Origin of the sequence: Gluconacetobacter johannae (genome assembly GCF_014174305.1) — a bacterium.
GTDB lineage: Bacteria > Pseudomonadota > Alphaproteobacteria > Acetobacterales > Acetobacteraceae > Gluconacetobacter > Gluconacetobacter johannae.
Genome location: NZ_JABEQH010000010.1, coordinates 118,630 through 142,937, shown reverse-complemented (window position 1 = coordinate 142,937; position 24,308 = coordinate 118,630). Strand labels below are relative to the sequence as shown.

The following is a 24,308-nucleotide window of genomic DNA, read 5'->3' as shown; positions in this document are numbered from 1 at the left end:
AAGTCGCCATTACCGCCATCATGCGAAAACTCATCGTTCTCGCCAACGCGCTGTTGCGGGACAACCGCCTCTGGACGCCAAAAGCCGCTTGATCACAACGGATACTCTCAGAACAGATCGACTTCGCCGGAACGCTGCGTCGTGCCCAGGGCGTTGTCGCCCCGCAACACCCGCACGACCTCGTCAAGCTTCACCCCATCATACAGGCCGATGCCCTGCACGGGGGTTGCGACCTCGGAACAGGACATCAGGTTCCGCAGAACCGTCGCGACGGCGTCGACCGTCTGTGTCGCCAGGTCCAGCTTCTGCAGATCGCGTGCCCCCTTGTCGCCAAGTGCATGAGTCTGCAAGCATTCGTCTACCGCGCGCTGAGCATCGAGGAGGTCTCCACAGGCCAGTTCCAGAAGCGATGCGACCCGCCCGAGGACCTCCTGCATCGTCATCTCCGGGCTGGGTGTGTCCCGCGCGCCTGCGGAATGCGTTTCCATCGTGGTCTCCCTCTCGATGCCGTGCCGGTCAGAACAGTTCGATATCGGAGCCGCATTCCCTTGCCCATTTTTGCTCGGCTTCCGCCTCGCGCCGGCTGTAGTCGACCTCCTGACGGCCGATGCTCTGGGCATCGTGCACCAGATTCTGCTGCGCCCGGCCCGTGGTCGGCCAGAAACGAACCCGCCGGGCCTGGGTGCCGCCGAGGCTCTGCGAGATGCAGTTTATGCCTTCGTCCGAAAGATAATGCTGGATGAAAGAGATGTTCTCCTGCCCGATGCGGCCGAGCGTCGGCACGACGGCGGCGCCCCCGAACGCCTTGCACAGAAGACGATGGCGGCTTCCGCCCGCCTTGAGGATCCCGTTCACCAGCATTTCCATCGAATGGACGCCGAACCGCATCGCCGTTTCGTCATGGCCTTCGCCGCTGCCAGGCAGCAGAAAATGGTTCATGCCGCCGATATGGGCGATCGGATCGAATATGCAGACCGAAATACAGGATCCGAGGACAGTGCCAAGGACGACCGAAGGGTCGTCCGAGATCGCGACATCGCCCTGCACAACCGTCGTAACTTTGGACTTGTGCGTCACGTTATGGGTCCGAATACCTTTTCCAGGACCTCGCGCAGTTTCGCCACGGTGTATGGCTTGGCCAGGAAATTGTTCACGCCGGCCTTGACGGCGTCCTGAACAAGATCCCTGCTGGCCTCGCTGGTCAGGATGATGAATGCCACTCTCTGGATCGCCGGGTTGCCACGCACGGCGCGCAGCAATGCCAGCCCATCCATGACCGGCATGTTGAAGTCCGAGATGACCAGATGCGTCGGATTCTGCTCAAGATATTCGAGCGCCTCCTTGCCGTCCTTCCTCTGTGCGATACTCATGAAACCAAGTTGCGCCAGGCTGTTGGCCAGGACCTGGCGGATGGAAGACTGGTCGTCGACGATGAGTGCCTTGATCTGTGAAGCGGCTGGCATTGTCTTCTCGTTCTCTCTTCCTGCACATTCCGGTCATTGTCGCCGGCGTCAATCGCTGTCTTCGGTTTCCCGCCGATATCTCATATCAATAGATTTGACTGGTCATGGCTGCGGCGCTGATCTGGCCGAGAGGAACAATCCGCGCGGCCGCGCCGATCTCGGCCGCGACCCGCGGCATGCCATAGACGACGGCCGAGGCCTTGTCCTGCGCGATCGTCTGGGCGCCGGCATGGCGCATGGCCAGAAGCCCTTCCGCCCCATCCCGCCCCATGCCGGTCAGAATGATGCCGAGCGCGTTCTGGCCGGCCTGTCTGGCGACGGAATCGAACAATGTATCGACGGATGGGCAATGGCCGTTGACGGGCGGGGATTTGACCAGTCGTGTCGCATACCCCCCCTCACACCGTTCCACCACCGTGTGCCTGTCCCCGCCGGGCGCGATCCTGACGACGCCGGGGGTCAGCACCTCGCGATCCCTTGCCTCGCCTATGGACAGGGCCGGGATCTTGCGATCCAGGCTGCTGGCGAAACTCGCCGTGAAAAGGGCGGGCATGTGCTGGCAGACGATTATGGGCGGGCTCTGCTCGGGAAATCCCGCGAGCACTTCCCCAAGAGCCTCCACCCCGCCTGTCGAGGCCCCGATCGCCACCAGTCCGATCGACTCCCCCCATGTCTTCGGCCGGTGGAACGCCGGCTCGGGGCTTCGGCGCGGCGGCCTGGCGTCGGGATGGGAGTGCGCCGCCTGGATGACCAGCCTTGCCAGCCCGGCAAAGGCGTCCCCGCCCATGACCGAGGCCGGTTTCGGGAAACAGTCGAACGCGCCCATCTGCAGCGCCGTTATCGCCGTGTCGGCGCCCCGCGCCGTGAGGCTGGACACCATAACGACCGGGATCGGGCGCAGCCGCATGATCTTCTCGAGAAACTGAAGACCATTCATCCCCGGCATCTCGACATCCAGCGTGATGACGTCCGGCTGGTCCTTGATAATCAGGTCGCGGGCCTCGATCGGGTTGGCGGCCTCGCCACACACGACAATCTCGGGCTGCTGGTCGAAAGACCGTCTGATAAGCGCCCGCATCGTGCGGGAATCATCGACGATGAGAACCTTGACCGGCTTCTCCATGGTTCAGGATTCCTTCCTGTAGATGGTCGGAGCGATTTGCTCCAGCCCGCACTGACTTTTCGACGCCACCCTTTCGGAGTGACCGACACAAAGGAAACCGCCAGGATCGAGCCGGTCGGCAAGGCGGTGCCACAGGCGTTCCCGCGTGGCCTCGTCGAAATAGATGACGACGTTGCGGCAGAAGATGGCGGAAAACGTGCCCTTCATCGGCCAGTTGGCGTTGAGATTGAGAACACGGAAGGCGGGAAGGTTTCGAATGCCCCCGGTGAAGCGCAGCCCGCCGTCGCCATGGGGCTCCATGAACTGGGATTTCTTCTCGGCGGGAATGGCCTCGGCTTCCACCGTCGGATAGATGCCGGCCGCGGCATGCGCGACAACATCGGCGTTGATATCCGTCGCAAGAATACGCACGTCATGCGCGGGCGCGTCCGGAAACGCCGTCATGACGGACATGGCGATGCTCCAGGGTTCCTGCCCCGTCGAACAGGCGGCCGACCACAGCCTTCCCCGCCCCCCGGCGCGAACCTGCGCGGCCAGCTTCGGCACGACGATCTCTTCCAGATGCATGAAATGGGTTTTTTCGCGGAAAAAATTCGTCACGTTCGTCGTCAGGGCACAGATGAGCCTTTCCATCTCGCCCCGGCCGCCGACTGTCTGCACGAAATCCAGATAGCTGTGGAACGACGCGTGGCCAGCCTCGCGCACTCTGCGGGAAACCCGCGAATACACAAGCGTGCGCTTCGTGTCCGGAAAATATATGCCGGCTTCGTCCTGCGCTATACGTCGCACGCGCTGAAAATCGGCGTCCGTATAGTCGGGCTCACCGGCCGACCTCATGTCATTCATTCAGCAACGGCACCCTCGACAAGCTGGTTGACGACGGATTCGAGTTGAAGGACGCCGATCATCCGGTCGCCGATCATGACAAGTCCGCCGAGGCTGCTGCAATCGTCGGATACCGACTGGATGTCACTACCCTGGATGTCGGCCATGTCGATGACACGATCGACCAGAAGCCCGCACATGACGCCCTGTGTCGATTCGACAATCACCACCACACGGCGCGGGTTGTCGGCCTGCGGCGGCACATTGAGATAGATCGCCAGATCGATCAGGGTCAGAATGATGCCGCGCAGATTGATGGCGCCGCACACATAGGGGGGCGCGAAGGGCAGGACGGTCGTTTTCTCAAAGCCCCGGATTTCGCGGACGCTGAGTATCGGTATGCAATATTCCTGGTCGCCTACGGCAAACACGATCATCTTCACCGCTTTGGACTCCGCGGCCTTTTCTTCTTCCGTCATGTCCGGCTTCCCACTCAAATGCTGATCGCTCTGATGTTGCTCTGTTACGCCGCCAGCACGGCGCGGGCGTCTGATACTTTGGTGTTGATGCGCCCGACGGCCGAGGCGATCAGCGCGGGGGCATCGAGAATCAGGGAAACACTGCCGTCACCGAGAATGGTCGCTGCCGACACGCCGGGTATCCGCCGGTAGTTCTTCTCCATGCTCTTGATGACGACATGCGCCTGATCGCGGATTTCGTCCACCACCAGGCCCACCCGTGCGCCTGACTCGTTCTCGACAATCAGCATGACGGCGCCATTTTGTGGCTCGTCGGACACGTAGGCCGACAAACCCAGTTGCGATCCGAGCGGAACCATCGGTATGCAGTCGCCGCGGATTGAAACCATTTTCTTTCCGTCCGGCAGGACATACGTATCCTGCGGCTTGATAATCATGGTTTCGACCACGGACGAAACCGGAATGACCATCGTGGCCCCGCCGGCGACGATCAGCATGCCGTCGAGAACGGCCAGCGTCAGCGGCAGGCTGAGGCAGAAAACGGTTCCGCTGCCCGGTACGCTCTGGATCGTGACCCTGCCGCCGAGGCTGAGGATCGCCTGCTTGACGACATCCATCCCCACGCCGCGCCCGGAGAGATTGGACACCGTATCGGCTGTCGAGAAGCCGGGTGCGAAGATGAGGTTGTTGATCTCGTCGTCGGTCAGGACCGCGTCCGGGGCGACGATGCCGCGCTTGATGGCCGTTGCAAGGACACGCTCGCGATTGATGCCGCCCCCGTCGTCCTTGATCGTAATCAGGATGTGCCCCGACCGGTGGCTTGCGGAAAGAAGGATCTGGCCGACCGCGGATTTGCCGGCCGCAAGGCGATCTTCCACTTTCTCGATGCCATGGTCGATCGCATTACGCAGCATATGGGTCAGCGGGTCGGACAGCTTTTCGACCAGCGTCCGGTCGACTTCGGTATCCTCGCCCTCAAGCGTCAGGACGACGTCCTTCTTCGTCATCGAGCAGGCCTCGCGCACCACGCGCTGCATGCGCTGGAACACGCTGCGGACCGGCTGCGCCCGGACCGCCATGACGGCATCCTGAATGTCGCGTGTCAGGGACTGCATGCTGGCGATGCTCTCCCCCAGTTCTCGCGGCATCGAGGCATTGGCCCGGCGGCATTGGGATTCAAGCGCCGCCTGGGCGATGACCAACTCGCCGACGAGGTCCATCAGGTTGTCGATCCGGGGGAGATCGACACGGATCGTGGCCTGCTCGGTTCGCCGGACAGGCGCCGCATTCGCGCCGCCCGCGGCAGGGGCGGGCGCAACCGCCGGAGAGGCGGCGGGGACGACCTGCGCCGCCGCAACGCCGGAAGATGAAGATGTTTCCGGAACGGCGGGCAGAGCCGGTTCCGGCGGCGCGGCAGCCTGCGACCCCTCGCCTGGCGGCTGCGCCTCCATCGCGGGCACGGCCTCGCCGCCATCCGGCGCCGGCTCGCCTTCGCGGGAAATCGTGAAGTCGCAGACGTCGCCGCCCCAGTCGAACACCGACTGGACGGTGTCCTCCGATACTTCGGCGGGAAGAACGACGCGCCACGACAGGTAGGACCGGTCGGGCTCCAGTTCGGCGAAGGACGGAAGCGTCGACACGTCACAGGTGACCGTGATCTCTCCCTCGACGGCCACCGCCGCGTCCGTGAGGCCGATCAGGATGTTCCTGGCGTCATCCCCGCGCGCGTACATGGCGTCATGCGGGCAGAAGGTGACGATCAGCGGGGCAGGGGGCTGACCGGGGGCCGCGTCGAATCCGAAATCCAGCCCGAAATCGACCGGCACCGGTTCGAAATCCACGGGGACGGGCACGAAATCCATAGGGACCGGAACGAAATCCGACGGGACGATATCGTCGGTCTTCGGCGCCTCCCCGTTGCTCCCGATAATGAACTCAAGTTCGGCCTGGCTCTCGGCGACGCGTCCCGGATCCACCGTCGGGCCGCCGTCGCGCGCCTCGACCACCAGATCGCTGAGCACATCCATCGCCTTGAGGAAAATCTTGACGATGTCCTGCGTGGGCGCGACGCGACCGGAGCGCACGCCGTCGAGGGAGCTTTCGAACACATGCGCGAAGCGCACGAGATTTTCGAGGCCGAACGACGCCGCGCCACCCTTGATCGAATGCACGGCGCGAAAGACGGCGTTGATGGTTTCCTGCTCGGACTCGCCGTCCGAAAGCGCCGACAGCCCGCGCTCGAGTTCCTGAAGCTGCTCGTCGCACTCCTGGAAAAAGACCAGGAGGATGTCGCCCATGTCACCACTCATTCTGAGTGCTCCTCCCCGTTCAGGCGGTAACCCGGCGGATCGCCGCAACAAGACTGTCGGTGCTGAACGGCTTCACGATCCATCCCGTCGCCCCCGCCTCGCGGGCGCGAGCCTTCTTCTCGGGACCGCTCTCCGTCGTCAGGACGATGATCGGGATGTGCCGGAACTGAACCATCTTGCGGACGGCCTCGATCAGCCCGAAACCATCCATCCGCGGCATGTTGATATCGGTGATGATCGCGTTGGGCGGCGGGTTTGCCGCCTGCAGCACCTCCAGCCCCGCTACTCCGTCCTCGCCCTGGATGACGTCATATCCGCCACCCTCCAGGGCCTTACGCAGCATGCCCTGCATGGTCCGGGAATCATCGACGGTCAGGACACGTATGGCCTGTTTTCCCACCATATTCATTGTTCCTTGGGAGGCATGGGTGGTTCGGACAGAAATGCACTGGCCCCGAAGAGGGCATATGCTTCCGTGACCTGCTCTGACGGCGCGACAAGAGGGCAGCCGCTTGCAATGAGAATCTGCAGGCACAGGCCGCCGACATAGGTGACGCCCGATGCATCGAGACGGACCTCGCCGGCGCCGGCCTGTTTCCGCCCCTCTTCAATCGTCTCCTTGAGAGCGGAGGCGGCGGCGGTATCCAGGCGCTCGGGCAGTGTCAGGCAGACCGCAGGATCGGAAGGGGGGGCATCCACCTGGGAAAGTGACGACGTCCCATGCTCTCTCGGCGGAGAACCGGACGCCATCAAAACTCCTCCCATCCCTGATCGGGCGATGTGGTCGGAAGCGCGCTGGTCAGCATGGGGGCCGCCGCACGGCTTGTCTTCTCGACCGGTCGCGGGGACGAGAACGCGGACAGGGCCTCGCTGACCGCGGCGCCGTCCCGCCCGTTGTTGATCTTGAAACGGCTGAGGGTCTGCGCCAGCGTCTGGGTCTCGGCGGTCAGGTTGTGGCTGGCGGCCGTCGTCTGCTCGACCATGGCGGCATTCTGCTGGGTGACCTGGTCCATGTCGCCGATGGATGCCGTGATCTCGGACAGGCGTTGCGCCTGGTCCTGCGCGGAGACGGAAATTTCCTCGACACGGATCGAGATGTTCTGCGTGCTTCCCGCGAATTCGGTCAGGTAGGTGCCGGTCTGCTGCACCAGATCGACGCCCTTGCCGACCTGGTCGGCGGAAACGGAAATCAGGCGCTTGATCTCGCTGGCCGACTTGGCCGACTGCTCGGCAAGGGAGCGCACCTCCTGGGCCACCACCGCGAAGCCGCGCCCGGCGTCGCCGGCGCGTGCCGCCTCGACAGCCGCGTTCAGGGCCAGAACATTGGTCTGGAAGGCGATGCCGTCGATGACCGAAATGATCTCGCCAATGGCGTCGGACGATTTCTTGATCCCGTCCATCGCTTCCGTCGTCAGGACCATGACATCGGTGGCCGATTTGACCTTTTCCAGGGCGTCCTTTGTTTCGCTGCTGGCCGCCGTGCATGTCTTGGCGGTGCGCTGCACGCCGTCGGCGATGGTGCGAACGGCCGCCGCCGCCTGGCCCAGGTTCGCCGCCTGCTTCTCGGTCCGCTTCGCCAGATCGTCGGATGCGGTCGAAATCTCGCTGGCGCCGGTGGCGATGAGGTCGGAGTTGCTGGCGACGGCGCGAAGCGCCTCGCTCAGGCGCGAGGCCGAGTGATTGAACGCGTCACGCAGCGGCGCGAACTCGCCGTCGAAGATGCTCGCCTTGATCCTGATCCGCAGGTCGCCCTTGGCCATTTCCGCCAGCGCCGACCCAAGGGCGTCGATGACTTCATGCGTCTGGTTGTCACGTTCCCGGCTGTTTGCAAGGGCTTGCCGGATCTCGGCGCTCATCGTCTCCTGGCGCGTCTTGGCCTCGGCCTGCTCTCGCACGCTACGCGTGAACTCGACCATCACGCGGGCCAGGCGTCCCGTCCCGTCCTTGTTGTCGAGGAACGGAACATCGCCCCGGACTTCACCGCGGCCCAGTCGCTCGCCGATATCGACAAGGGTTTCAAGCGGCGTCGTCACCACCAGCGTCAGCAGGCCCCAGATGGCGAACACGACCAGTTCGCCAAACCCGAGGGCGCCCATGTTCATGATGAACATATGCTCGACCGGCTCGTCGACGAAATATCCGACCGCCTCGATAATGATCTGGAGCATCAGATACGCTTCCAGACACAGCATCACGACCCGGATCTTGACGCGGAGCGGAGCGTCCTTGTTCAGCCACTTCAACATGCCGCTGCAACTTCCTTCATGTTTTTCGGGACGCCGCGCATGGAACCACCCGCACACCAGTCCCCTCTTCGGGTGGCACGTCCGGCACCGACGGCCTTGTCCATGCCCCCTCCCGTCGTCCACGGAAGAGAGAGAACGGCTTGCCGTATCGCGGGTAATTCGGATGCTGCAAGGCGTCCCATCAGGTCATGAACCGGGCAATCATCTCTATGTCCGAACGGATAGCCATGCGTCAATGCCTGGCCCATGACCGAATTCCCCTGATCGTCAGGAATACATATTCCCAGCAATAGACTGCCGGCGATATGACTCGGCGATACTGTTCTCGCTGAGTGGGCGGTTGTCTTTGATCCGGATCATTTGCGCCGTCGAATGTTCTGTGGCCCCGACGGCCCGGGTGTCGCGTTTTCGGCGCGGGAAACGCGCGCCGGATCGCAGGCCCATCCCCTTTTCAAGCCGCCTCCCGGCGTCCCGCTCCGTGAACAGGGTTGATCTGCGTATTCCATCGCCCTTCTATCGGTTTCGGCCCCGCATTCAGGTGATCGTCGCGATCGTCTTGATGCGGGAACGCGGATAGATCTCGGACTGCGAAAGAACGGAAACCGCTGGGCGCACACGCTCGACGATGGAGCGCATGGGGTCGCGCACCGACGTCGAAACGACGATGACGGGCACCTCTCCGCCGCCGGAGACCGTGTTGAAGATCTCGCGGAGTTTACCCACGAATGTATTCAGCACCGTAGGGGGCATGGCCAGGCGCCGGTCGTCGGCCGGTCCGGTCATATGCGCTATGAACTCCGCCTCCCATTCCGGCGACAGCGTAATCATCGGGATGTATCCGGCCTGGCCGACCAGGGCGTTGCATATCTGCCGGGACAGGCGGATCCGCACGTGGCTGGTCAGGGCCTGCACGCCGCGCAGGCCGAGGCTGCACCCTTCCTGAATGCTCTCGAGAATGGTCGGAAGGTCACGGATCGAGACACGTTCGGCCAGCAGCGATTGCAGGACACGCTGGACCGTGCTGACCGGAACCTGCGACGGGATCAGGTCATTGACAAGCTTCTGCTGTTCGCGCGGCAGGTCATCCAGAAGGGACTGGGTGGCGACGTAGGTCAGCAGGTCCGGAAGGTTCTGCCTGACCGTCTCGCTGAGGTGGGTGATGATGACGCTGGCCGGGTCCACGACGGTGCATTGCATCGCAACGGCCTTGGCCTTGAGCGAGGGGTCGATCCATACGGCGGGCAGGCCGAACGCCGGCTCCGTGGCCTTGTCGCCCGGCAGGGCCGGCGCGCCGCCGGACGGGCTCATGGCCATCAGTTTCGCCGGCTTCACGTCGCCCGAGCCGATCTCGATCTCCTTGAGCTTGATGACGTACCTGTCCGACGGAAGCTGGATGTTGTCCTGTATCCTCACGGGGGGGGTGACGAACCCCATTTCGGAGGCGATCGTCCGGCGCAGCGCCTTGATCTGCTCGGTGAGCTGCGGATTTTCGCCGCTGGTCAGGGGCAGCAGGCCGAACCCGAGCTCCAGGCGCAGCAGATCCAGCTTCAGCATCTCGGAAATGGGCGCCACGGCCGGCTGCGCCGATGTCTCGGTGATGTCTCCGTCCGTGTCCGCGACGGGGGTTTTGTGGCGCAGCCACGCCCCGGCGCCGGCCGCGACGGCGATGGCGAGGAACGGGAAGGCAGGCAGGCCGGGCATCAGGGCGAAGATGGCCGAAAGTGCTGCGGCCAGGGCCAGCGGCTTCGCGTTGCCGCCCAACTGGCGGACGAGCGCCACGTCCGCCGACCCGTCCGTTCCGCCTTTGGTGACGACGATGCCCGAGGCGGTCGACACCAGAAGGGCGGGGATCTGCGAGACCAGCCCGTCGCCGACCGTCAGCATGGTGAAGGTGCTGACGGCCTCGGTCAGGGGCATGCCGTGCCGGAGGACGCCGATCAGCAACCCGCCGACGATGTTGATCGCCGTGATGATGATCCCGGCCACCGCGTCGCCGCGAACGAACTTGGCCGCGCCGTCCATCGCGCCGTAGAACGTGCTTTCCTCTTCCAGTTCCTTGCGTTTCTGGCGGGCCGTACGTTCGTTGATCGCCCCTGACGACAGGTCGGCGTCGATGGCCATCTGCTTGCCGGGCATGGCGTCGAGGAAGAACCGCGCAGCCACTTCGGCGATGCGTCCGGACCCCTTCGTGATGACCATGAAGTTGACGACCAGCAGGATGCAGAACACGATCCCGCCGATGACGACGTCGCCGCCCATCAGGAACCCGCCGAAGGCGGCCACGACATGGCCGGCGGCGTAGGCGCCCTCGCTGCCGTGGCTGAGGATCAGGCGCGTCGTCGCGATCTCAAGCGACAGGCGCAGAAGCGTCGTCAGCAGCAGCAGGGTGGGAAACGACGTGAAATCAAGCGGCCCCTCAAGGAACAGGGCCACCATGAGCACAAGCACCGATGACGTGAGCGACAGCGCCAGGCCCATGTCGAGGACCAGCGTCGGCAGCGGAAGAATGAGGATGGACAGCAGAAAGACCACGCCAAGCGCCAGGCCAACGTCTGTCCCGGGGGCCACGGATCGCCACGGCATGTTCCGCCATCCGCCGTTCCGCAGGCTTTCGGCCGAACGTGTCAGATTGCGCGAAGCGGACGAAATCTTCTGCCGCGCCGTGGCGGTCCTGTCAGACAGCGTACCGCCGACCGGTTTCTTGACCGAGGTGCCATCGGCAGTACTCAAGGACTGGATTTCCCTTTAGCGCATCTTTGCAACGCGGTGTTTCCGGCGCAGTCTGTCATGGAGGCCGACCTGTCCGGCCTGTGTCGCCTGGCCATGGAGACCCTGTTTCCGGAAGGGGAAAGTAACCGTTATCGTGAGTGTTGAGCAAGGCCGGAAAAGAGCGGTCATGAACCGCGACCGACGCAAAACAGCGTCGCATTGTGAAAAGGCAGCCTTGCCAGCGGTCGCTTAATCCAACCAGAATACCATCAGACAACCCGGCGCGGTCGCTGCATGTCCCGCGCGGGATGGCTGTCGGCACTTATGACGGAAGTGAATATGCAGGTATTGTGCATTGGTGACAGTTCGATCCCCGGCGACGGACGGCCGTGTGCCGGCTTGTCGAAAGCCGCGATCGAGGGCGCCATTTCGATAACGATGTCAGGCCCCGAAGGGGTTGTGGAAACATTGCGTCGCGCGCAGTACGACATCGCGGTCGTCCAGCAGATGTCGCCGGATGTGCGGCTGTTGCGCCATATCCGCAACAGTCGCCTTCCGACACCCGTCATGATTATCGCCCGGGACATCACCGCGTCGGGGGTTGCCGAGGTTCTGTCCGTTGGCGCCGACGACTGTGTTCCGGCGTCGGTCGACCCCACGGAACTGCTGGCTCGCCTGCGCGCCATCGTCAGGCGGGCCAGCGGCCATGACAGCCTCAGCCTTCATATCGGACGACTGACGGTGTATGTCGACAGGCGGCAGGCCCATATCGACGGCAAACTGATTCCGTTGACCCGGCGGGAATACGACATGGTCGAACTGCTGGCGCTGCGAAAAAGCCAGGTGCTGAGCAAGGAGGCGGTCCTCGACAATCTCTATGCCGGACAGAGCGAACCGCACGGCAAGGTCATCGACGTCATGATCTGCCAGGTCCGGAAAAAGATGCGTAGCCTGGGCATCGACGAACCGTTTACGACACTATGGGGAATCGGCTACCGCCTCAACGAGGACGCCTTCGCCCCGCTGAGCGCCAGAATGAACGGCATCGACGGAATCGTGAGTCAGGTGTCGCGGGAATCCAGCATTCCGATGGCGCCGGGCATCAACATCATGGCCCCTTCCGACGCACTGGACATCGTATAGCCTCGTCCCCGGCGTTGGTGACCGTTCAGACGTCGCTGCGTAATGTCAGCGCCCCTTGCGAGACGGTGTCCACCGCATAGCGGCCTGACGAAGCGTAGCCGCTACATGAATCCTGGGCGGCATCCACCACAATAAGCCGGATGACGGCGTTCTGGGCGTCTATGGCGTTTTTCAGGAGTTTGCGGTTGGCCCGCACCAGGGCGCCGAACAGTCTTGCCGCCTCTTCCAGTTCGGGGGGCATCGGGGCCTGCCGCTGTGCGGATGGTAATGATCCGTCGCCGGCAGGGGCGCCGCCATGGGCGGCCAGGGCCTCCTCAAGCGCCTTCATCTCCCTCTGCTTCTCCGGAAGCATGGCCGCCACGTCCTTCGCTTTTCCGGCCGTCAGGAGATCGTTCTCCCGTTCGAGGACGGCGCAGACATCCTGAAAGCACCGCAGGAGCCGGGCTTTCGATCCATCCCGCGCGCGCGTCATGACTGGGCTTTCTCCTGCATGGCCAGCATCTGGCGATAAACGCTGTCGGCAAGACCGATACCGCCCTTGTTGGCGATCTGCTTGCCCATCTCCAGCACCTGAAGCGAACGGAACTGCTGCTCGGCCGCGCCGCCCCCGAACATGCCGTCCGACGTATCGACAGTGTCGAACATCGGCTGAAGAAGTTCGCCGATGGTCATCCCCTCGAACTCGACGGCCGCCTTGCGCGCCTTTTCCGCCATGCTGGCGCCCGCATCGGACTGCGCGGACGATGCGGGCTGGCCCATGGATGACAGCGCGGGTGTGATGCTTCCTACACTCATGGCTCTTGCTATCTCACCTCAAGATCGGCCTGCAGGGCGCCATCGGCCTTGATGGCCTGCAGGATGCCGATCATGTCTCGTGGCCCCATTCCCAGGGCGTTCATGCCCGCGACCAGACTGGCAAGGGTCGGACCCTCGCGCAATATTCCAAGACGATGCTCGCTATCCATGTTTGCGTTGATCTGCGTTCGCGGCGCCACGGCGGTCGTGCCGTTCGAGAACGGTCCCGGCTGGACGACCTGCGGCGTTTCCGTGATCTGGATGGTCAGGTTCCCCTGGGCGATGGCCACGGTGGTCATGCGTACGTTGTCGCCCATGACGATCGTGCCGCTGGCCTCATCGACAATGACCTTGGCCATCGTGTCGGGTTCGATCGTGAGATCGCCGATACGATAGAGGGTCTGCGCGACATCCCGGCCCGAAAAATCGACCGCAACGGTGCGCGGATCTTCAACCCGCGCCATGCCGCTGCCGAGATGCCTGTTGATGGCATTGGCAATTCGTGTCGCCGTCGTAAAATTGGGATTGAACAGGGAGAGGTGGATGATTCCGCCTGCCCCGAGCGCCACCGGCACCTCGCGCTCGACCACCCCACCGTTTGCGATATGCCCGCTGGTGGGGATATTCCGCGTGACGCTGGCGGCCGCGCCGGTGGCGGTGAAGGCGTTCGTCACCAGCGATCCCTGGGCAACGGCATAGACCTCGCCATCAGCGGCCTGCAGGGGTGTCACAAGCAGGGTCCCGCCCGTGAGGTCGCGTGCGTCGCCAACGGCGGACACGGTGACATCGATGCGCCCGCCGCCGTGCGAGAAGGGCGGCAGCGTGGCGGTGACCATCACGGCGGCCACGTCGTGCGTCTGAAGCTGTATCTCGCGGTCGCGGATGTTCACGCCAAGGCGGTTCAGCATGCCGATCAGCGTCTCGCGCGTGAAGATCGTGTTGGTCAGGCGGTCGCCGGTATTGTGCAGGCCGACGACAAGGCCATACCCGACGAGCTGGTTTTCACGCACGCCTTCGTAATCGACGATATCCTTGATTCTGACCGATGCGCCATGGGCCGCCGGCATCGGGAAAATTCCGGCGCATACCAGGGCCGCCGCGAGCAATGAGGTGACCCACCGTGACAGGCCCGCCCTTTTTTCCCCCCTGCGGCGCGGCGAAGTGCGCCCCTTGTTACGGCTACAGGCGGGCATGGTCGTCACATTCGATGGTCGCCTTGAGGCGATTCCTCATAGAACCGGTCACCTTTGCATTTTAGCCAATGGCTTCCAGAGGGCAGACCACAGCGCCGCTGCAGAATACGCCCGCCGGGCATGACATTCAATGCCCCATGACTGTCATGCCGGCAGTTGTACTGTTGGGTAACCGGGGCACAGGGAGGGCGTTCAGGCCACGCCGGCGGCCTTTACGCAAGAGGCCGAACACAGTATATGCCGGTGTTCATTTCGTTTCGTTCTCTATAAGCGATGCGCGGCGCGGCCGGAACGGAGAGTTTCGGGATAATGACCTGACCATGCACGATCTCAATCGCCGTCCCACCCCTGGTCGTGACGTAACGAGTCTCGTCATGATAATCGGGTCGTCCGGTTTCGCCGCGGGCCTCGGGTCATTCTCGGCCGATTGACCCGCCATGCCTGTCTTCCCGTCCCGCCACGTCCTCCGCCTGGTGCTTGTGGCCGCCATTCTGTTCCATCATGTGCCCATGTCGGTCGCCCGGTCGCAAGAGGCCGCGCTGTGCCTGGCGGCGACGGCGCAGGCTGAACGGGCGCTACGCATCCCCGACGGGTTCCTCTCCGCCATGAGCCGGGTGGAAAGCGGGAAGCTGGAGCCGGACGGCGTCATTTCGGCATGGCCATGGACGGTCAATGCCGCCGGCGCGGGATTTCACTATGCGACCCGTAACGAAGCCATGGCCGCCGTGCGGATGTTTCGCCAACAGGGGATCACGTCGATCGACGTCGGCTGCCTGCAGGTCAATCTTCAGCAGCATCCGGATGCCTTTTCGTCCCTGGAGCAGGCTTTCGATCCTGTCCGCAATGCGCTGTACGCGGGAACTTTCCTGCTTCAGATGCACGACAGGACAGGGAGTTGGCCACGGGCGGCGGCGGCCTATCACTCGCAGACGCCCGGCCTTGGCCCGTCTTATCAGTGGAAGGTTCTGGAAGAATGGGCCGTTCCGCAGGATGGACGGGACGCGCGGCCGGTCCCGCACGGGGGCGGGCAGGCGGCGCCTTCCGCCGTGACGCAAATTTTCCCGCACCCGGTCGCCCCCCTTACGGCACGGCACGCGCCCGTCATGATCGCGGCGGCGCCGGGGGCGGACGGAAAGCCGGCCGCGGGGCCGGCACGGGCATTCCATCCCTTCGAAGGCGACCGGCATTTTTCCCAGGCCCCCACGCGCAAGGTCGTAGCGAGCGGCATGCGGGGACGAACGCTGGCATCGTACCGCGCGGCGCCTGTGGCGCAGGCCGGGTCACAGCAGCCGATGTACTGACGGAAAGCCCCAGGCCTTCTTGCGGATGAGGGGCAGGCCCGATCAGCCTGCCTTCCAGGCTTCCACCCATGTGTGCAAGGCTTCACCGACCTCCCGCAGGACGGGGGCGAAGCTCTTCTCGCGCGCGCGGAACACGCGCGTGCGCGGATACCATGGCGAGTTGTCGCCTTCGTCTCCCCACCGCCAGCAGGCGTCCCACCGGTTGACCAGCCACACCGGAAGGCCGATCGCGCCGGCGAGGTGAACCGGCGAGGTATCGACCGAGATCAGCAGGTCGAGGCTTTCCATGAGCGCGGCGGTGTCCGCCATGTCCCGGACATCGCCCATCGGGTCGAACAGGGACTGGCCCTGCCAGGCCTCGATCTCTGCGCGCGGAAGGCCGAACTGGAGGTTCACCAGCGTGGCGTCGACAGGGCACAGGGCCGCGCCCATCTCGGCCAGCGTCGTGGACCGGCGTTTGTCGGCGGCGACATGCTCGGACTTCACGCGCCGGTCTCCGGCCCACACCAGGCCGATCCGGGGCCGGCGGGCCGGCAGCATGGCGGCAAATCGCGCGACGTCGTCCGCATCGGCCCGGAGATAGGGAATGGGCGCGGGGATATCGCTTTCGGACATCACGCCGGCGATGAAGGGCAGGTCCGGAATGGGAGCTGCGTAGCTGTAGCCGTCTTCCTGGCCGAATTCCACGATCGACCTGACGGATACGTCTGGAAAAGACTGTGCCAGAAGGCGCACCAGTCCCCACGGGACGGCGATCGTCACCTCCGCTCCCTGCGCCTGCAGGTAGGGGACCGAACGGATGAACTGGATCGTGTCTCCCAGCCCCTGCTCCTGATAGAGGATGACTTTCTTTCCGGCCACGTCGTCGCCATGGCGCAGGCGCGGCAATGACATGAACCACCCTGTCTGGCCATCGGTCAAAGGGGCCCGTTCGACGTAGCGCGCGAAACCTTCCCGCAAATTCCCCGCCTTGAGCAGCGTCATCGCGTAACCGAATCTGATGGTCGGATCTTCCGGCGCTACCGTCAGCGCCTTTTCGTACCAGGGGATCGCCTCGGTGGAGCGGCCGAGACGCTCAAGCGCGCACCCCATGTTGTTCAGCAGCGCGGCGGTTGTTTCTCCGTCCTTGAGCCAGAGGAAAAGAATCTGCGACGCCTCGTAAGCATATCCCGCCTCGAGAAGCGACAGCGAGATGTGCTCGCACAGGCTGGCGCGTTCCCTGGGATACCGGGCCATCATCTCGGAGAAGAGCGTGAGTCCCCCGGCGATATCGCCGCTTGCGACAAGGGAATCGGCAAGGAAGGCCTGCACCGAAACGACGTCCGGCGAACGAAGCAGCACACTCCGCAGAAGCGTCGCCACGATGTCGTGCCGGGCCGTGTGTTTCGAGATCAGGTCCGCCGCCGTTATGGTCAGGGCCATATCGTCCGGATGGCTGGAGACGACCTCAAGGGCCAGACGGACGGCCTCAAGGCCCTGTTCTGACGAAAAGAGGGCCTTGAAGAGCCGGGAAAGATTGTCCGGGGTCGGAGACTGCAACAGGGCGTCTTTCCAAAGCGCGACGTTCATGGGCTGCGTTGCTTCATTCTCGCCTGGTGACGCCGTTTCTGCTTCTTGCATCTTTATTCCAGTGGTTTGTGTCGTGCCGCCTGCCGGCAGGCGGCGTCCGCTACAGATCGGTGCCCGCGGTTTCGAAGTGCATGAGATGATCCAAGGCTAATCGGTTGCCGTCGACGCGTCCATCCATCGCGCGCGCCATGTCGGCCCATGTCAGGGCGGACGGCCGGAATGCCGAAACAGCATTGCACCGTTGAGGCAACTATGGTTATCAGGTCAATCGAACGCCATTCGGTGCGGCCGCGCCACCATGTCGCACCTGGGCCGTGGAACAGGCGCGGAAAAAAGCGGAAGGACACTGACGTCGTATGCTCGAAGCATTGTCATCCTCGCAGGCAGCATCAGCGCAAGGCGGGACGGATCTGCTTGGGCTGGCCGATCGTCGGTTGAAATGGCTCGAGTCCCGTGAGTCCATGCTCGCCGGCAATGTCGCCAATGCGAATACGCCCGGTTATGTACCGAAGGATGTTTCGCCATTCCAGGGCGTCCTGCAGACACAGATGACCATGACGCTTGCACAGACCGAACCGGGCCACATGTCCGGGCAGGGAGGAAGCGCGCGGGCGGACCGGGTCGGCGGCGCCCAGTCACCCGACGGAAACGAAGTCTCGCTTGAAGACCAGCTTGAGAAGGTCGCGGACACCAACGACCAGCAGCGTTTCGCGACGACCGTCTACAGCCATTACGTGTCGATGTTCACGACAGTCCTCGGAACGACCCCTTAGCGGCGGGAGTGAGATATGGATTTCTCGAGCACCATGGAGGTTTCCGCCGACGGCATGCGCGCGCAGGCGGAACGGCTGCGGGTCGCGGCGGAGAACCTTGCCAACAAGGACACCACGGGCACCACCCCCGGCGCCAATCCGTATCGGCGGAAAACGATCACGTTCAAGGAGGCCCTGGATCAGGAATCCGGGGTTTCCGGGGTGAAGATCAAAGAGATCGGGCAGGACCAGACGCCGTTCGAAACGCGGTACGACCCGTCACATCCGGCCGCGGACGCCCGAGGCTACGTCAAGATGCCGAACGTGAACTCGATGGTCGAGATCATGGACACGCATGAGGCCCAGCACTCATACGAGGCCAATCTCAACACCATGCAGATCACCCGTTCCATGCTGACGCGTACCATCAATCTGATGAAGTAGACGGGGAAGAGTCTCTCCCTTTCGTCGAAGGCCGTGGTTCGTCCTTTTTGGATTGGTCTGCGCGTATAAAGAGACTGATTTCGCCTTCTCCATGATCGGGGTCCAGGGCCTCAGGCCCTTGTGGGTTCGGGCAAAGCCCGACCTTCTGACCCATCAAAGTGTCCAGCCTTCTGGAACCCAAGATTTTATAAATGGAATGGGATGCAAGGGCCGAGGTCCTTGCCGGGTCCGGGCGGAATCCGACCTGGCCAACCCGCAATGGCATTGCTTTCGCCGGCTGGCATGACATCAGCCTCGGGGAATGGATCCATCGCGCATTGCAAATGGCGCGCCGCACGATGAACGGTTCGATGGCGAACTATTCTATAGTCTGGCCGAGGCCCGGTCCTGATCGAAGGCGGGCGCCATGACGACAATGCGTCCACCCTCGATACAAGACCCGGCCCTGGAAACCAGGAACGATCCATGGCTGTCTTCCGGCTTCGCTGCGCTCCGCCTTCCGACAACCATGAAAAATACGCGGCACGATCACCTGACGATCGGCACGTATCCCTCTCGCGGGGGGAAGATTACTGGAACAGCGAGAGGATGTTCTGGGACTGACCGTTCGCGATCGTCAGCGACTTGATCGCCAGAGACTGCTTGGTCTGCAGCGAGGTCAACTGCGCGCTCTCGGCCGACATGTCGGCGTCCGTCAGCGCGCCGATGCCGGCGGTCAGGTTGTCGGAGACGTTCTGACCATAGGACATCATGCTGGAGATGACGTTGCTGTTGGCGCCGAGGCTCGACGTGACGTTCGCCATCGCGGTGATGGCGTGCTGCACCTGGGCGATCATCGCGCTGATCGCGCCAGTGCCCGCGCCGCTGAAGGCGCCGCTCAGGGTGCCGCTCGAGGTCACGAATACGTTCGAGGTCGGAGAGGCGCCAGCCGTGCCGCCAGCCGATGTCAGCCCCAGCGCGTCGGTCAGGCTCGTGCCGATGCTGGCCGTGGGGCCAGCCGTGCCGTTCAAGGTGTTCGCGTTGCTGACAATGGAGCTGTTGAAGCCCGTGATGGTCGCCGTGCTGCCCTGCAGGCCCGTCACATATTGCAGGCTGTTCGTGGTGATCCCCAGGCCGTCGGTCGTGCTGCCGGAGAGCAGGTTCACGCCATTGGTCGTCGCGGTCTGGGCGATGGTGTCGATCTGCTGGAGATAGCCCGTGATCTGCTGGCCGACCTGGTTGAGGGACGTCGCGTTGCCGTAGTTGCTCCCCAGCGAGGTAACGGCCTTCTGGACCTCTTGGAGGACAGTGATGATGCTGTTGGCGGCAGAGGTCGTGTTGCTGACGATCTGGGCCGCGAAGGACAGGCCATCATTCACGGCGCTCTGGCCGGAGACGTTGCCCTGCATCTGCTGCGAGATGCCGAAAGCAGCGGCGTTGTCGGCGGCGGTCGAGACCTTCTTGCCGGTGGAGACGGCGTTTTCCGTCTGGCTCAGCTGGGTCTGAGTCGCGTTCAGGGTCTCGAGGGCGACCATCGCCGAGAGATTGGTATTAACGGAAAGAGACACGGTGTTTGCTCCATATCGAGTCAGACTAGCGGGTAAGCCAGTGCAAGACTCAGTAGAGCGGTAAATGGCTAAGAGAAGGTAAGGTGAGGGGCTTTTTCTGGATTTTTATCGAGGAAAAATGCCGGAAGGCGCCGTGCCGGCGCTCGATGCGCTCTTTCCGCCCGCGCACCGCGAGCGTCCGGACCAAGTGGTTCTACTGCCATCTGCAATTCCGGAGATCATGATCCCGCGGATCGGCGCCAGGCCGCCGCAAATCCGGGTCAGTCCGCAAAGAGCTTTTTTTTGAGCGCCTTCTTGTATGACCGGGCACGGGTAATGGAGGTGGGTGCGGAAACAGTGACGTTGTCCGCGACTGCCGCCTTCCTGACGGGGGTATCCGGCTTCAGCCGGTGTACGGACGCGCCAGCCCCCCCTTTTTCCGTGCCGATCGCCACACTATGCGTGTCGACCTGAGAACCGGTGACGGAATCGGATGGGTCTGGTGCGCGTGGGGTCGTGTCGGCGGGCTCGGCTTTCACGTGTGACGGGGAGGACGGTGGCTCCGGAGGGCGAGCCGGTTCCCTGACGCTCTCGGCTTGTTCAATCAGATTTTTAAGCTGGCTCTCCTGGGTGATGACCTGGGTGACCAGCGCCTGGAGACGATCGGCCGAGGCATCGGCCTTGCCCGCCAGGCCGTCGAGTTCCGTCATCGCCATCTTGGCCTCCTCGATCATCCTGCTCAGCGGGCGTCCGCTGACCTCGCCGGCGATGCGGAGCTTCTCGACCGATTCCTCGGCCCTCTGCACGCTGTTTTCCAGCTTTTCGACGAAAGCGAGAAGGCTCGAACGGTCCCGCTTCAGGTTCGACAGGACCCGGCCGAGGTAGAAGCTGTAGATTATTCCCAAAAGCAGGAAGAACGACAGCATGACCTCAATGATCATCTGGATCTGTGTCAGCATCTGCTCAATGGTCTCCAGTCCGGCCCGGTTGCGAGGCTGCGGTTGATGAGGGAACGATCAGGCCTTGCTCTCGTGCCCACCCGACGACGGGGGTGTGGGAACGTGCGCGTCGTTGTGGTGCTGGCTGTCGGACGGAATGAGTCGCCGCTCGATCTTCACGGCCGCCTTGCCATGCAGCTTGCCGAGTCGTCCCTCGAACAACGGGGTCTGGCCGCTCTGGAGCCGGACATGAATCGGTGTGCCACGCTGGTGGGGGAAGGTAATCCGCATGCCGGGCTGAAGGCCCAGAAGTTCGGACAGGGCAACGGTCTTCTCCTCGAACACCGCGGAAACCTGCACGTCGGTTTCCAGAATCTCGGAAACCAGGTGATCCTCCCATATTGAATCGCGGCCGAACCTTTCGCCCATGAATTGCTGGGACAGCTGGTCGCGGACAGGCTCGAGCGTCGCATAGGGAATGACCAGGTCCAGATTTCCGTTTCGGTCCTCCATGTCGATATGGAGCTTGGCCGTGACCACCGCATTCGACGCGCGTGCGATCGCGGCGAAGCGCGCGCTGATCTCCAGCCTCTCGAACGCAAGGGTAATGGCGGAAACGGGGCTGAAGGCGATCGAAAGATCATTGAGCGTCAGTGTGACGAGCTTCTCGATCAACGACCTCTCGATGGCGGTGTGCGGGCGTCCCGCCACGCCTGCGTGGCCGGATCCACGCAGGCCGCCCATCAGCGTGTCGATGACCGAATAGGACAGGGAGGAGTCGACCACGACGAGACCGTAATTTTCCCATTGCACGGCCTTGAAGACCGCGAACAGGGATGATGACGGTATGGCGTTCATGTAGTCGCCGAAACGCATCGACCGGATGCTCTCGATCGTGATTTCGACATTGTCGTTCGTGAAACTGCGGAGCGTGGACGACAGGATCCTGACAAGGCGGTCGAACACGATCTCGAGCATGGGCAGGCGCTCGTACGCGACGAAACCGGCCTTGATGACCCGTTCCATGCCGCTTTCTTCCCGGGCGGGAAAACCGGCGAAACTGTGCCCAAGAAGACTGTCGATCTCGGACTGGTCCAGCACGTGGCCGCCCAGCACGTCGTTTCCCATCGCGTCCGGGGCCTCTTGCTGCGCCTCGGGGTGTGCTTCGGCGACTGCCTCGTGGTGCCCGGCGCCTTCCGTCGTGTCGTTTTCATCCTGCATGTCGTCTGCCGCCCCGGTTCCCAACTGACTGCCTTTTTCGGTATTCCAGAAGCCTGCGGTCTACTGGACGAGAAATTCGACAAAATACACGTTCGTCACCTGCAGGGGTAACAGAGTGATTCTCAGGCGATGTGTTATGGCTTCGCGCAGCCGGTATATGCCGTCGCCGCGGATGTCCTGCGGGCGTGTCTCATGCAGGTACGTCTGGAAGATGTCCTGAATTTCAGGAACCGTGTTCTGCAGGGACGCTTCGTCGTTCGCCCCCTGTATCTCGACCTTGGCGGTCAGCTTCACATAGACCGGACGCCCATCCCCGCTGTCGAGGTTGGAGACGATGGTCGGGATCCCAAGCACAATGGGCGGATGCAGAGCGGCCTGGGTTCTTTCGCCGGCCCCCCGGAACAGTTTTGTCTTTTCCACGACCGTAGCCCCCCCTCCGATGAGGATGAGGGCCGCAAGGCCGGCGACGATCGGCTTCCACTTCAGCTTCTTGCCATCGGCCTTGGGAGATGCTTCCGTTTCCTTCCCGCCCCCCCCGAGCAGCGAGGTGCGGGCGCCGCCGGTTACAGTCTCGCTCATGTCTGGATGGCTCCGGAATGGTTCGATAAAATATTCGTTGGCAGTTTAGCCACCGGGCCAGCCTTACTCAAGGCAGGGAGACGCTCCACGAAATCCGGCGAGGCGGATGGCGGGAAAGGCCGGTGTGTTTTCGTGCGCCGGAGCGCAGGAAACGGGCGCCGGAGCGCCGGCGATCCCCTCTTGAAACGGTTTCCAGATACTGTCCGCAACGCATCCTTGGCCGGCAGAGCGCCGACCCCGGATATATGCCGCAATACCTGGAAATTTCCATAAATAGAAAGTAATAAATGCAGAATTACGAAGCGATCCCATCACCCGCGTCGTAGGCCGCACTCACCAGTAGCCGCCGCTCACGTGGCGGGGCTGGTCTCCGCCAGGGTCGGCGTTTGGTGACCAGGCGCTCCAGTCCCATGCTGCGGTGTCACGCCTGTTCTCCGCCGCCATCGCCCGGACATCCGTCCGCAAAGGCGTTGATGCCTTGCTTGTGCGCTGCCAGGCCGAGAATGATCCATAGGCTGCTGCCGACCCCATATAGACGCAGCCACAGCCGATCGGATCGGCATAGAGATAGACAGGCCCTGCCGGAGAGGGGCGGTACGTCAACTGCCCCGGCGGAAGCGTGTTCATCATGGCGTAGCGCGCCGTCGTGTCGGCCGGATGGGCGATGAAGCCTGCTTCCGACAGCGTCATTCCCTTGTCCAGATACGGCTGTGCCGGCGCGCATCCAGCCAGAGTCGCGCAGAGCAGCGCAGCCACGGCCGAGGCCGCGCTACAGCGCGGGCGGGTGGTCAGAGGTTGGGAACGCGCGTTTGTCGCCATCTGACTGTCAGGGGGTGGGGCTGTTGGTCCTGACGTTGTCGGTCAGGCACAGGGGCGGGAAGCTGGTGTAGGCCATCATCTCGGCGTAATGGCGGTTCATCAGGATGTCGATGGAATGCGCCGCGATGACACGACCACCCAGGCAGGGGTGGGAGACATTGACGGTTGCCAGGGGAAGGCAGCTCTTGATTAACTTCATGGCGCCGGCCGGCGAGATCGCATAGCCGCACAGGCCGAAGGTCTGGGCCAGCCTGAGCGGAACGGACGTGACATCCATGTCGCGGAACGCGTGGATGCCTTTCCGGACGGATTCGTCAGAGACCATCGCAACGCACTGCGTGATTCCAGGCAGAAGTTCGAACTGAAGCGGGGTGTCCGAATTGCTCCCCCACAGGATGATGTCCCAATCGTCTGGCAGGCTGGCGATGATCCGTGCGCTTCCCTGCTCGAAATTGCGGCAGAGAAAGGCGTCATCCTCAAAAATATGGGCCGGGACGCCTCTTTGCGCGACATTTCCCCACAGTGCGACATGGGCAAGCCCCGATCCGATTGCCTCGCGTGTGAACTGGCACGCGTCCGACACGAGGCCTTTTTCTTTCATCTCATTGATATCGAGCGTGCTGCCATCGACGCCAGGCGAGTGCATAAGTCCCGGAACGTGGGCATTGACCGCCAGGAACCTCTCGGCACGTTCCGGAGTCTGCGCGGAGCTGATGAAGAATTTGTCCATGTCGGGTCCTGTTACGAGGGTATAAACCGGCGGCGATGTGGTCACGCGCACTTCGGTCAGGGCAGAAGGCGGCGCATGTGCGGCGCCTGCACGACGGGACTGGATGTCAGATGTTCAGCCGAAAAACCTCGGCACGCCCGCCAC

The 24,308-nt window shown here is 63.2% G+C and carries 25 protein-coding genes; 4 read left to right on the top strand and 21 right to left on the bottom strand.

All coding sequences use genetic code 11. From position 1 onward, the window contains the following. Positions 1-107: 107 nt before the first annotated feature. From HLH21_RS09185 to flhA, 11 genes are all read right to left on the bottom strand, one after another. Entirely contained in the window at positions 108-488 is a 381-nt protein-coding gene (locus HLH21_RS09185) for a hypothetical protein (protein ID WP_182943453.1), read from the bottom strand. Between the two features lie 28 nt (positions 489-516). Next, positions 517-1,077, bottom strand: coding sequence for a chemotaxis protein CheD (locus tag HLH21_RS17225; RefSeq protein ID WP_343065124.1), 561 nt, complete (start codon positions 1,075-1,077; stop codon positions 517-519). Next, a complete protein-coding gene (locus HLH21_RS09175; RefSeq protein ID WP_182943452.1) occupies positions 1,074-1,463 on the bottom strand; it encodes a response regulator in 390 nt (129 codons plus the stop codon). Before HLH21_RS09175 ends, HLH21_RS17225 begins: the two co-directional genes overlap by 4 nt. 85 nt (positions 1,464-1,548) lie before the next feature. After that, a complete protein-coding gene (locus tag HLH21_RS09170) occupies positions 1,549-2,586 on the bottom strand; it encodes a protein-glutamate methylesterase/protein-glutamine glutaminase (protein WP_182943451.1) in 1,038 nt (345 codons plus the stop codon). 3 nt (positions 2,587-2,589) lie between these two features. Beyond that, positions 2,590-3,423: a CheR family methyltransferase gene (locus HLH21_RS09165; RefSeq protein ID WP_246379453.1), complete on the bottom strand. Its 834-nt coding sequence runs from the start codon at positions 3,421-3,423 to the stop codon at positions 2,590-2,592. A gap of 5 nt (positions 3,424-3,428) precedes the next feature. After that, entirely contained in the window at positions 3,429-3,890 is a 462-nt protein-coding gene (locus tag HLH21_RS09160; RefSeq protein WP_182943449.1) for a chemotaxis protein CheW, read from the bottom strand. 44 nt (positions 3,891-3,934) lie between these two features. Then, positions 3,935-6,199, bottom strand: a complete 2,265-nt coding sequence (locus HLH21_RS09155; protein ID WP_182943448.1) for a chemotaxis protein CheA — start codon at positions 6,197-6,199, stop codon at positions 3,935-3,937. Between the two features lie 19 nt (positions 6,200-6,218). Beyond that, positions 6,219-6,602: a response regulator gene (locus HLH21_RS09150; protein WP_182943447.1), complete on the bottom strand. Its 384-nt coding sequence runs from the start codon at positions 6,600-6,602 to the stop codon at positions 6,219-6,221. Positions 6,603-6,604: 2 nt separating this feature from the next. Further along, positions 6,605-6,949, bottom strand: coding sequence for an STAS domain-containing protein (locus HLH21_RS09145; RefSeq protein ID WP_246379451.1), 345 nt, complete (start codon positions 6,947-6,949; stop codon positions 6,605-6,607). After that, positions 6,949-8,445 carry a methyl-accepting chemotaxis protein gene (locus HLH21_RS09140; protein WP_182943445.1) on the bottom strand — a complete coding sequence of 499 codons (1,497 nt, stop codon included), beginning with the start codon at positions 8,443-8,445 and terminating at the stop codon, positions 6,949-6,951. Before HLH21_RS09140 ends, HLH21_RS09145 begins: the two co-directional genes overlap by 1 nt. A 534-nt stretch (positions 8,446-8,979) precedes the next feature. Further along, complete coding sequence (flhA, locus tag HLH21_RS09135) at positions 8,980-11,028, bottom strand: flagellar biosynthesis protein FlhA (RefSeq protein WP_182943465.1); 2,049 nt, start codon at positions 11,026-11,028, stop codon at positions 8,980-8,982. Positions 11,029-11,613: 585 nt separating this feature from the next. On the opposite strand from flhA, the gene HLH21_RS09130 reads away from it, so the two are divergent. Next, positions 11,614-12,297, top strand: coding sequence for a response regulator transcription factor (locus HLH21_RS09130; RefSeq protein WP_264811528.1), 684 nt, complete (start codon positions 11,614-11,616; stop codon positions 12,295-12,297). Positions 12,298-12,322: 25 nt separating this feature from the next. Here HLH21_RS09130 and HLH21_RS09125 read toward each other — a convergent pair whose 3' ends face one another. The 3 genes from HLH21_RS09125 to HLH21_RS09115 are packed head-to-tail and all read right to left on the bottom strand — an operon-like array spanning position 12,323 to position 14,159. Beyond that, positions 12,323-12,769, bottom strand: coding sequence for a hypothetical protein (locus HLH21_RS09125; protein ID WP_182943443.1), 447 nt, complete (start codon positions 12,767-12,769; stop codon positions 12,323-12,325). After that, a complete protein-coding gene (locus tag HLH21_RS09120) occupies positions 12,766-13,092 on the bottom strand; it encodes a rod-binding protein (RefSeq protein WP_182943442.1) in 327 nt (108 codons plus the stop codon). Before HLH21_RS09120 ends, HLH21_RS09125 begins: the two co-directional genes overlap by 4 nt. 8 nt (positions 13,093-13,100) lie before the next feature. Then, complete coding sequence (locus HLH21_RS09115) at positions 13,101-14,159, bottom strand: flagellar basal body P-ring protein FlgI (RefSeq protein WP_246379481.1); 1,059 nt, start codon at positions 14,157-14,159, stop codon at positions 13,101-13,103. Between the two features lie 563 nt (positions 14,160-14,722). Here HLH21_RS09115 and HLH21_RS09110 point away from each other — a divergent pair. Further along, positions 14,723-15,586, top strand: a complete 864-nt coding sequence (locus HLH21_RS09110) for a lysozyme family protein (RefSeq protein WP_182943441.1) — start codon at positions 14,723-14,725, stop codon at positions 15,584-15,586. Positions 15,587-15,628: 42 nt separating this feature from the next. On the opposite strand, the gene HLH21_RS09105 is transcribed toward HLH21_RS09110, so the two are convergent. Next, positions 15,629-17,155: a tetratricopeptide repeat protein gene (locus HLH21_RS09105; protein ID WP_246379449.1), complete on the bottom strand. Its 1,527-nt coding sequence runs from the start codon at positions 17,153-17,155 to the stop codon at positions 15,629-15,631. Positions 17,156-17,511: 356 nt separating this feature from the next. On the opposite strand from HLH21_RS09105, the gene HLH21_RS09100 reads away from it, so the two are divergent. Together HLH21_RS09100 and flgC are read left to right on the top strand one after the other, a co-directional pair. Then, positions 17,512-17,928, top strand: coding sequence for a flagellar basal body rod protein FlgB (locus HLH21_RS09100; RefSeq protein ID WP_182943439.1), 417 nt, complete (start codon positions 17,512-17,514; stop codon positions 17,926-17,928). Between the two features lie 15 nt (positions 17,929-17,943). Continuing rightward, positions 17,944-18,351: a flagellar basal body rod protein FlgC gene (flgC, locus tag HLH21_RS09095; protein ID WP_182943438.1), complete on the top strand. Its 408-nt coding sequence runs from the start codon at positions 17,944-17,946 to the stop codon at positions 18,349-18,351. A 569-nt stretch (positions 18,352-18,920) separates the two neighbouring features. Here the strand turns inward: flgC and HLH21_RS09090 are convergent. The 6 genes from HLH21_RS09090 to HLH21_RS09065 form a co-directional block, all read right to left on the bottom strand. Next, positions 18,921-19,898, bottom strand: coding sequence for a flagellin (locus HLH21_RS09090; protein WP_182943437.1), 978 nt, complete (start codon positions 19,896-19,898; stop codon positions 18,921-18,923). Positions 19,899-20,158: 260 nt separating this feature from the next. Continuing rightward, positions 20,159-20,836 (bottom strand): DUF6468 domain-containing protein, encoded by a 678-nt coding sequence (locus HLH21_RS09085; RefSeq protein ID WP_182943436.1) that lies wholly within the window; start codon positions 20,834-20,836, stop codon positions 20,159-20,161. Between the two features lie 57 nt (positions 20,837-20,893). Then, a complete protein-coding gene (gene fliM / locus HLH21_RS09080; RefSeq protein ID WP_182943435.1) occupies positions 20,894-22,036 on the bottom strand; it encodes a flagellar motor switch protein FliM in 1,143 nt (380 codons plus the stop codon). Positions 22,037-22,096: 60 nt separating this feature from the next. Continuing rightward, a complete protein-coding gene (locus HLH21_RS09075; RefSeq protein ID WP_182943434.1) occupies positions 22,097-22,615 on the bottom strand; it encodes a flagellar basal body-associated FliL family protein in 519 nt (172 codons plus the stop codon). A gap of 333 nt (positions 22,616-22,948) precedes the next feature. Continuing rightward, positions 22,949-23,305 (bottom strand): hypothetical protein, encoded by a 357-nt coding sequence (locus HLH21_RS09070; RefSeq protein WP_182943433.1) that lies wholly within the window; start codon positions 23,303-23,305, stop codon positions 22,949-22,951. A 136-nt stretch (positions 23,306-23,441) separates the two neighbouring features. Then, positions 23,442-24,164: a glycosyltransferase family 25 protein gene (locus tag HLH21_RS09065; protein ID WP_182943432.1), complete on the bottom strand. Its 723-nt coding sequence runs from the start codon at positions 24,162-24,164 to the stop codon at positions 23,442-23,444. Positions 24,165-24,308 lie beyond the last annotated feature (144 nt).

Excerpts from the sequence above, each read along its gene's own strand:
- HLH21_RS09185 (WP_182943453.1), bottom strand. The coding sequence starts at position 488 with ATGGAAACGCATTCCGCAGGCGCGCGGGACACACCCAGCCCGGAGATG.
- HLH21_RS09175 (WP_182943452.1), bottom strand. The coding sequence starts at position 1,463 with ATGCCAGCCGCTTCACAGATCAAGGCACTCATCGTCGACGACCAGTCT.
- HLH21_RS09170 (WP_182943451.1), bottom strand. The coding sequence starts at position 2,586 with ATGGAGAAGCCGGTCAAGGTTCTCATCGTCGATGATTCCCGCACGATG.
- HLH21_RS09165 (WP_246379453.1), bottom strand. The coding sequence starts at position 3,423 with ATGAGGTCGGCCGGTGAGCCCGACTATACGGACGCCGATTTTCAGCGC.
- HLH21_RS09160 (WP_182943449.1), bottom strand. The coding sequence starts at position 3,890 with ATGACGGAAGAAGAAAAGGCCGCGGAGTCCAAAGCGGTGAAGATGATC.
- HLH21_RS09155 (WP_182943448.1), bottom strand. The coding sequence starts at position 6,199 with ATGAGTGGTGACATGGGCGACATCCTCCTGGTCTTTTTCCAGGAGTGC.
- HLH21_RS09150 (WP_182943447.1), bottom strand. The coding sequence starts at position 6,602 with ATGGTGGGAAAACAGGCCATACGTGTCCTGACCGTCGATGATTCCCGG.
- HLH21_RS09145 (WP_246379451.1), bottom strand. The coding sequence starts at position 6,949 with ATGGCGTCCGGTTCTCCGCCGAGAGAGCATGGGACGTCGTCACTTTCC.
- HLH21_RS09140 (WP_182943445.1), bottom strand. The coding sequence starts at position 8,445 with ATGTTGAAGTGGCTGAACAAGGACGCTCCGCTCCGCGTCAAGATCCGG.
- flhA (WP_182943465.1), bottom strand. The coding sequence starts at position 11,028 with ATGCCGTGGCGATCCGTGGCCCCCGGGACAGACGTTGGCCTGGCGCTT.
- HLH21_RS09125 (WP_182943443.1), bottom strand. The coding sequence starts at position 12,769 with ATGACGCGCGCGCGGGATGGATCGAAAGCCCGGCTCCTGCGGTGCTTT.
- HLH21_RS09120 (WP_182943442.1), bottom strand. The coding sequence starts at position 13,092 with ATGAGTGTAGGAAGCATCACACCCGCGCTGTCATCCATGGGCCAGCCC.
- HLH21_RS09115 (WP_246379481.1), bottom strand. The coding sequence starts at position 14,159 with ATGCCGGCGGCCCATGGCGCATCGGTCAGAATCAAGGATATCGTCGAT.
- HLH21_RS09110 (WP_182943441.1), top strand. The coding sequence starts at position 14,723 with ATGCCTGTCTTCCCGTCCCGCCACGTCCTCCGCCTGGTGCTTGTGGCC.
- HLH21_RS09105 (WP_246379449.1), bottom strand. The coding sequence starts at position 17,155 with ATGAACGTCGCGCTTTGGAAAGACGCCCTGTTGCAGTCTCCGACCCCG.
- HLH21_RS09100 (WP_182943439.1), top strand. The coding sequence starts at position 17,512 with ATGCTCGAAGCATTGTCATCCTCGCAGGCAGCATCAGCGCAAGGCGGG.
- flgC (WP_182943438.1), top strand. The coding sequence starts at position 17,944 with ATGGATTTCTCGAGCACCATGGAGGTTTCCGCCGACGGCATGCGCGCG.
- HLH21_RS09085 (WP_182943436.1), bottom strand. The coding sequence starts at position 20,836 with ATGCTGACACAGATCCAGATGATCATTGAGGTCATGCTGTCGTTCTTC.
- fliM (WP_182943435.1), bottom strand. The coding sequence starts at position 22,036 with ATGCAGGATGAAAACGACACGACGGAAGGCGCCGGGCACCACGAGGCA.
- HLH21_RS09075 (WP_182943434.1), bottom strand. The coding sequence starts at position 22,615 with ATGAGCGAGACTGTAACCGGCGGCGCCCGCACCTCGCTGCTCGGGGGG.
- HLH21_RS09070 (WP_182943433.1), bottom strand. The coding sequence starts at position 23,305 with ATGACGCTGTCGGAAGCAGGCTTCATCGCCCATCCGGCCGACACGACG.
- HLH21_RS09065 (WP_182943432.1), bottom strand. The coding sequence starts at position 24,164 with ATGGACAAATTCTTCATCAGCTCCGCGCAGACTCCGGAACGTGCCGAG.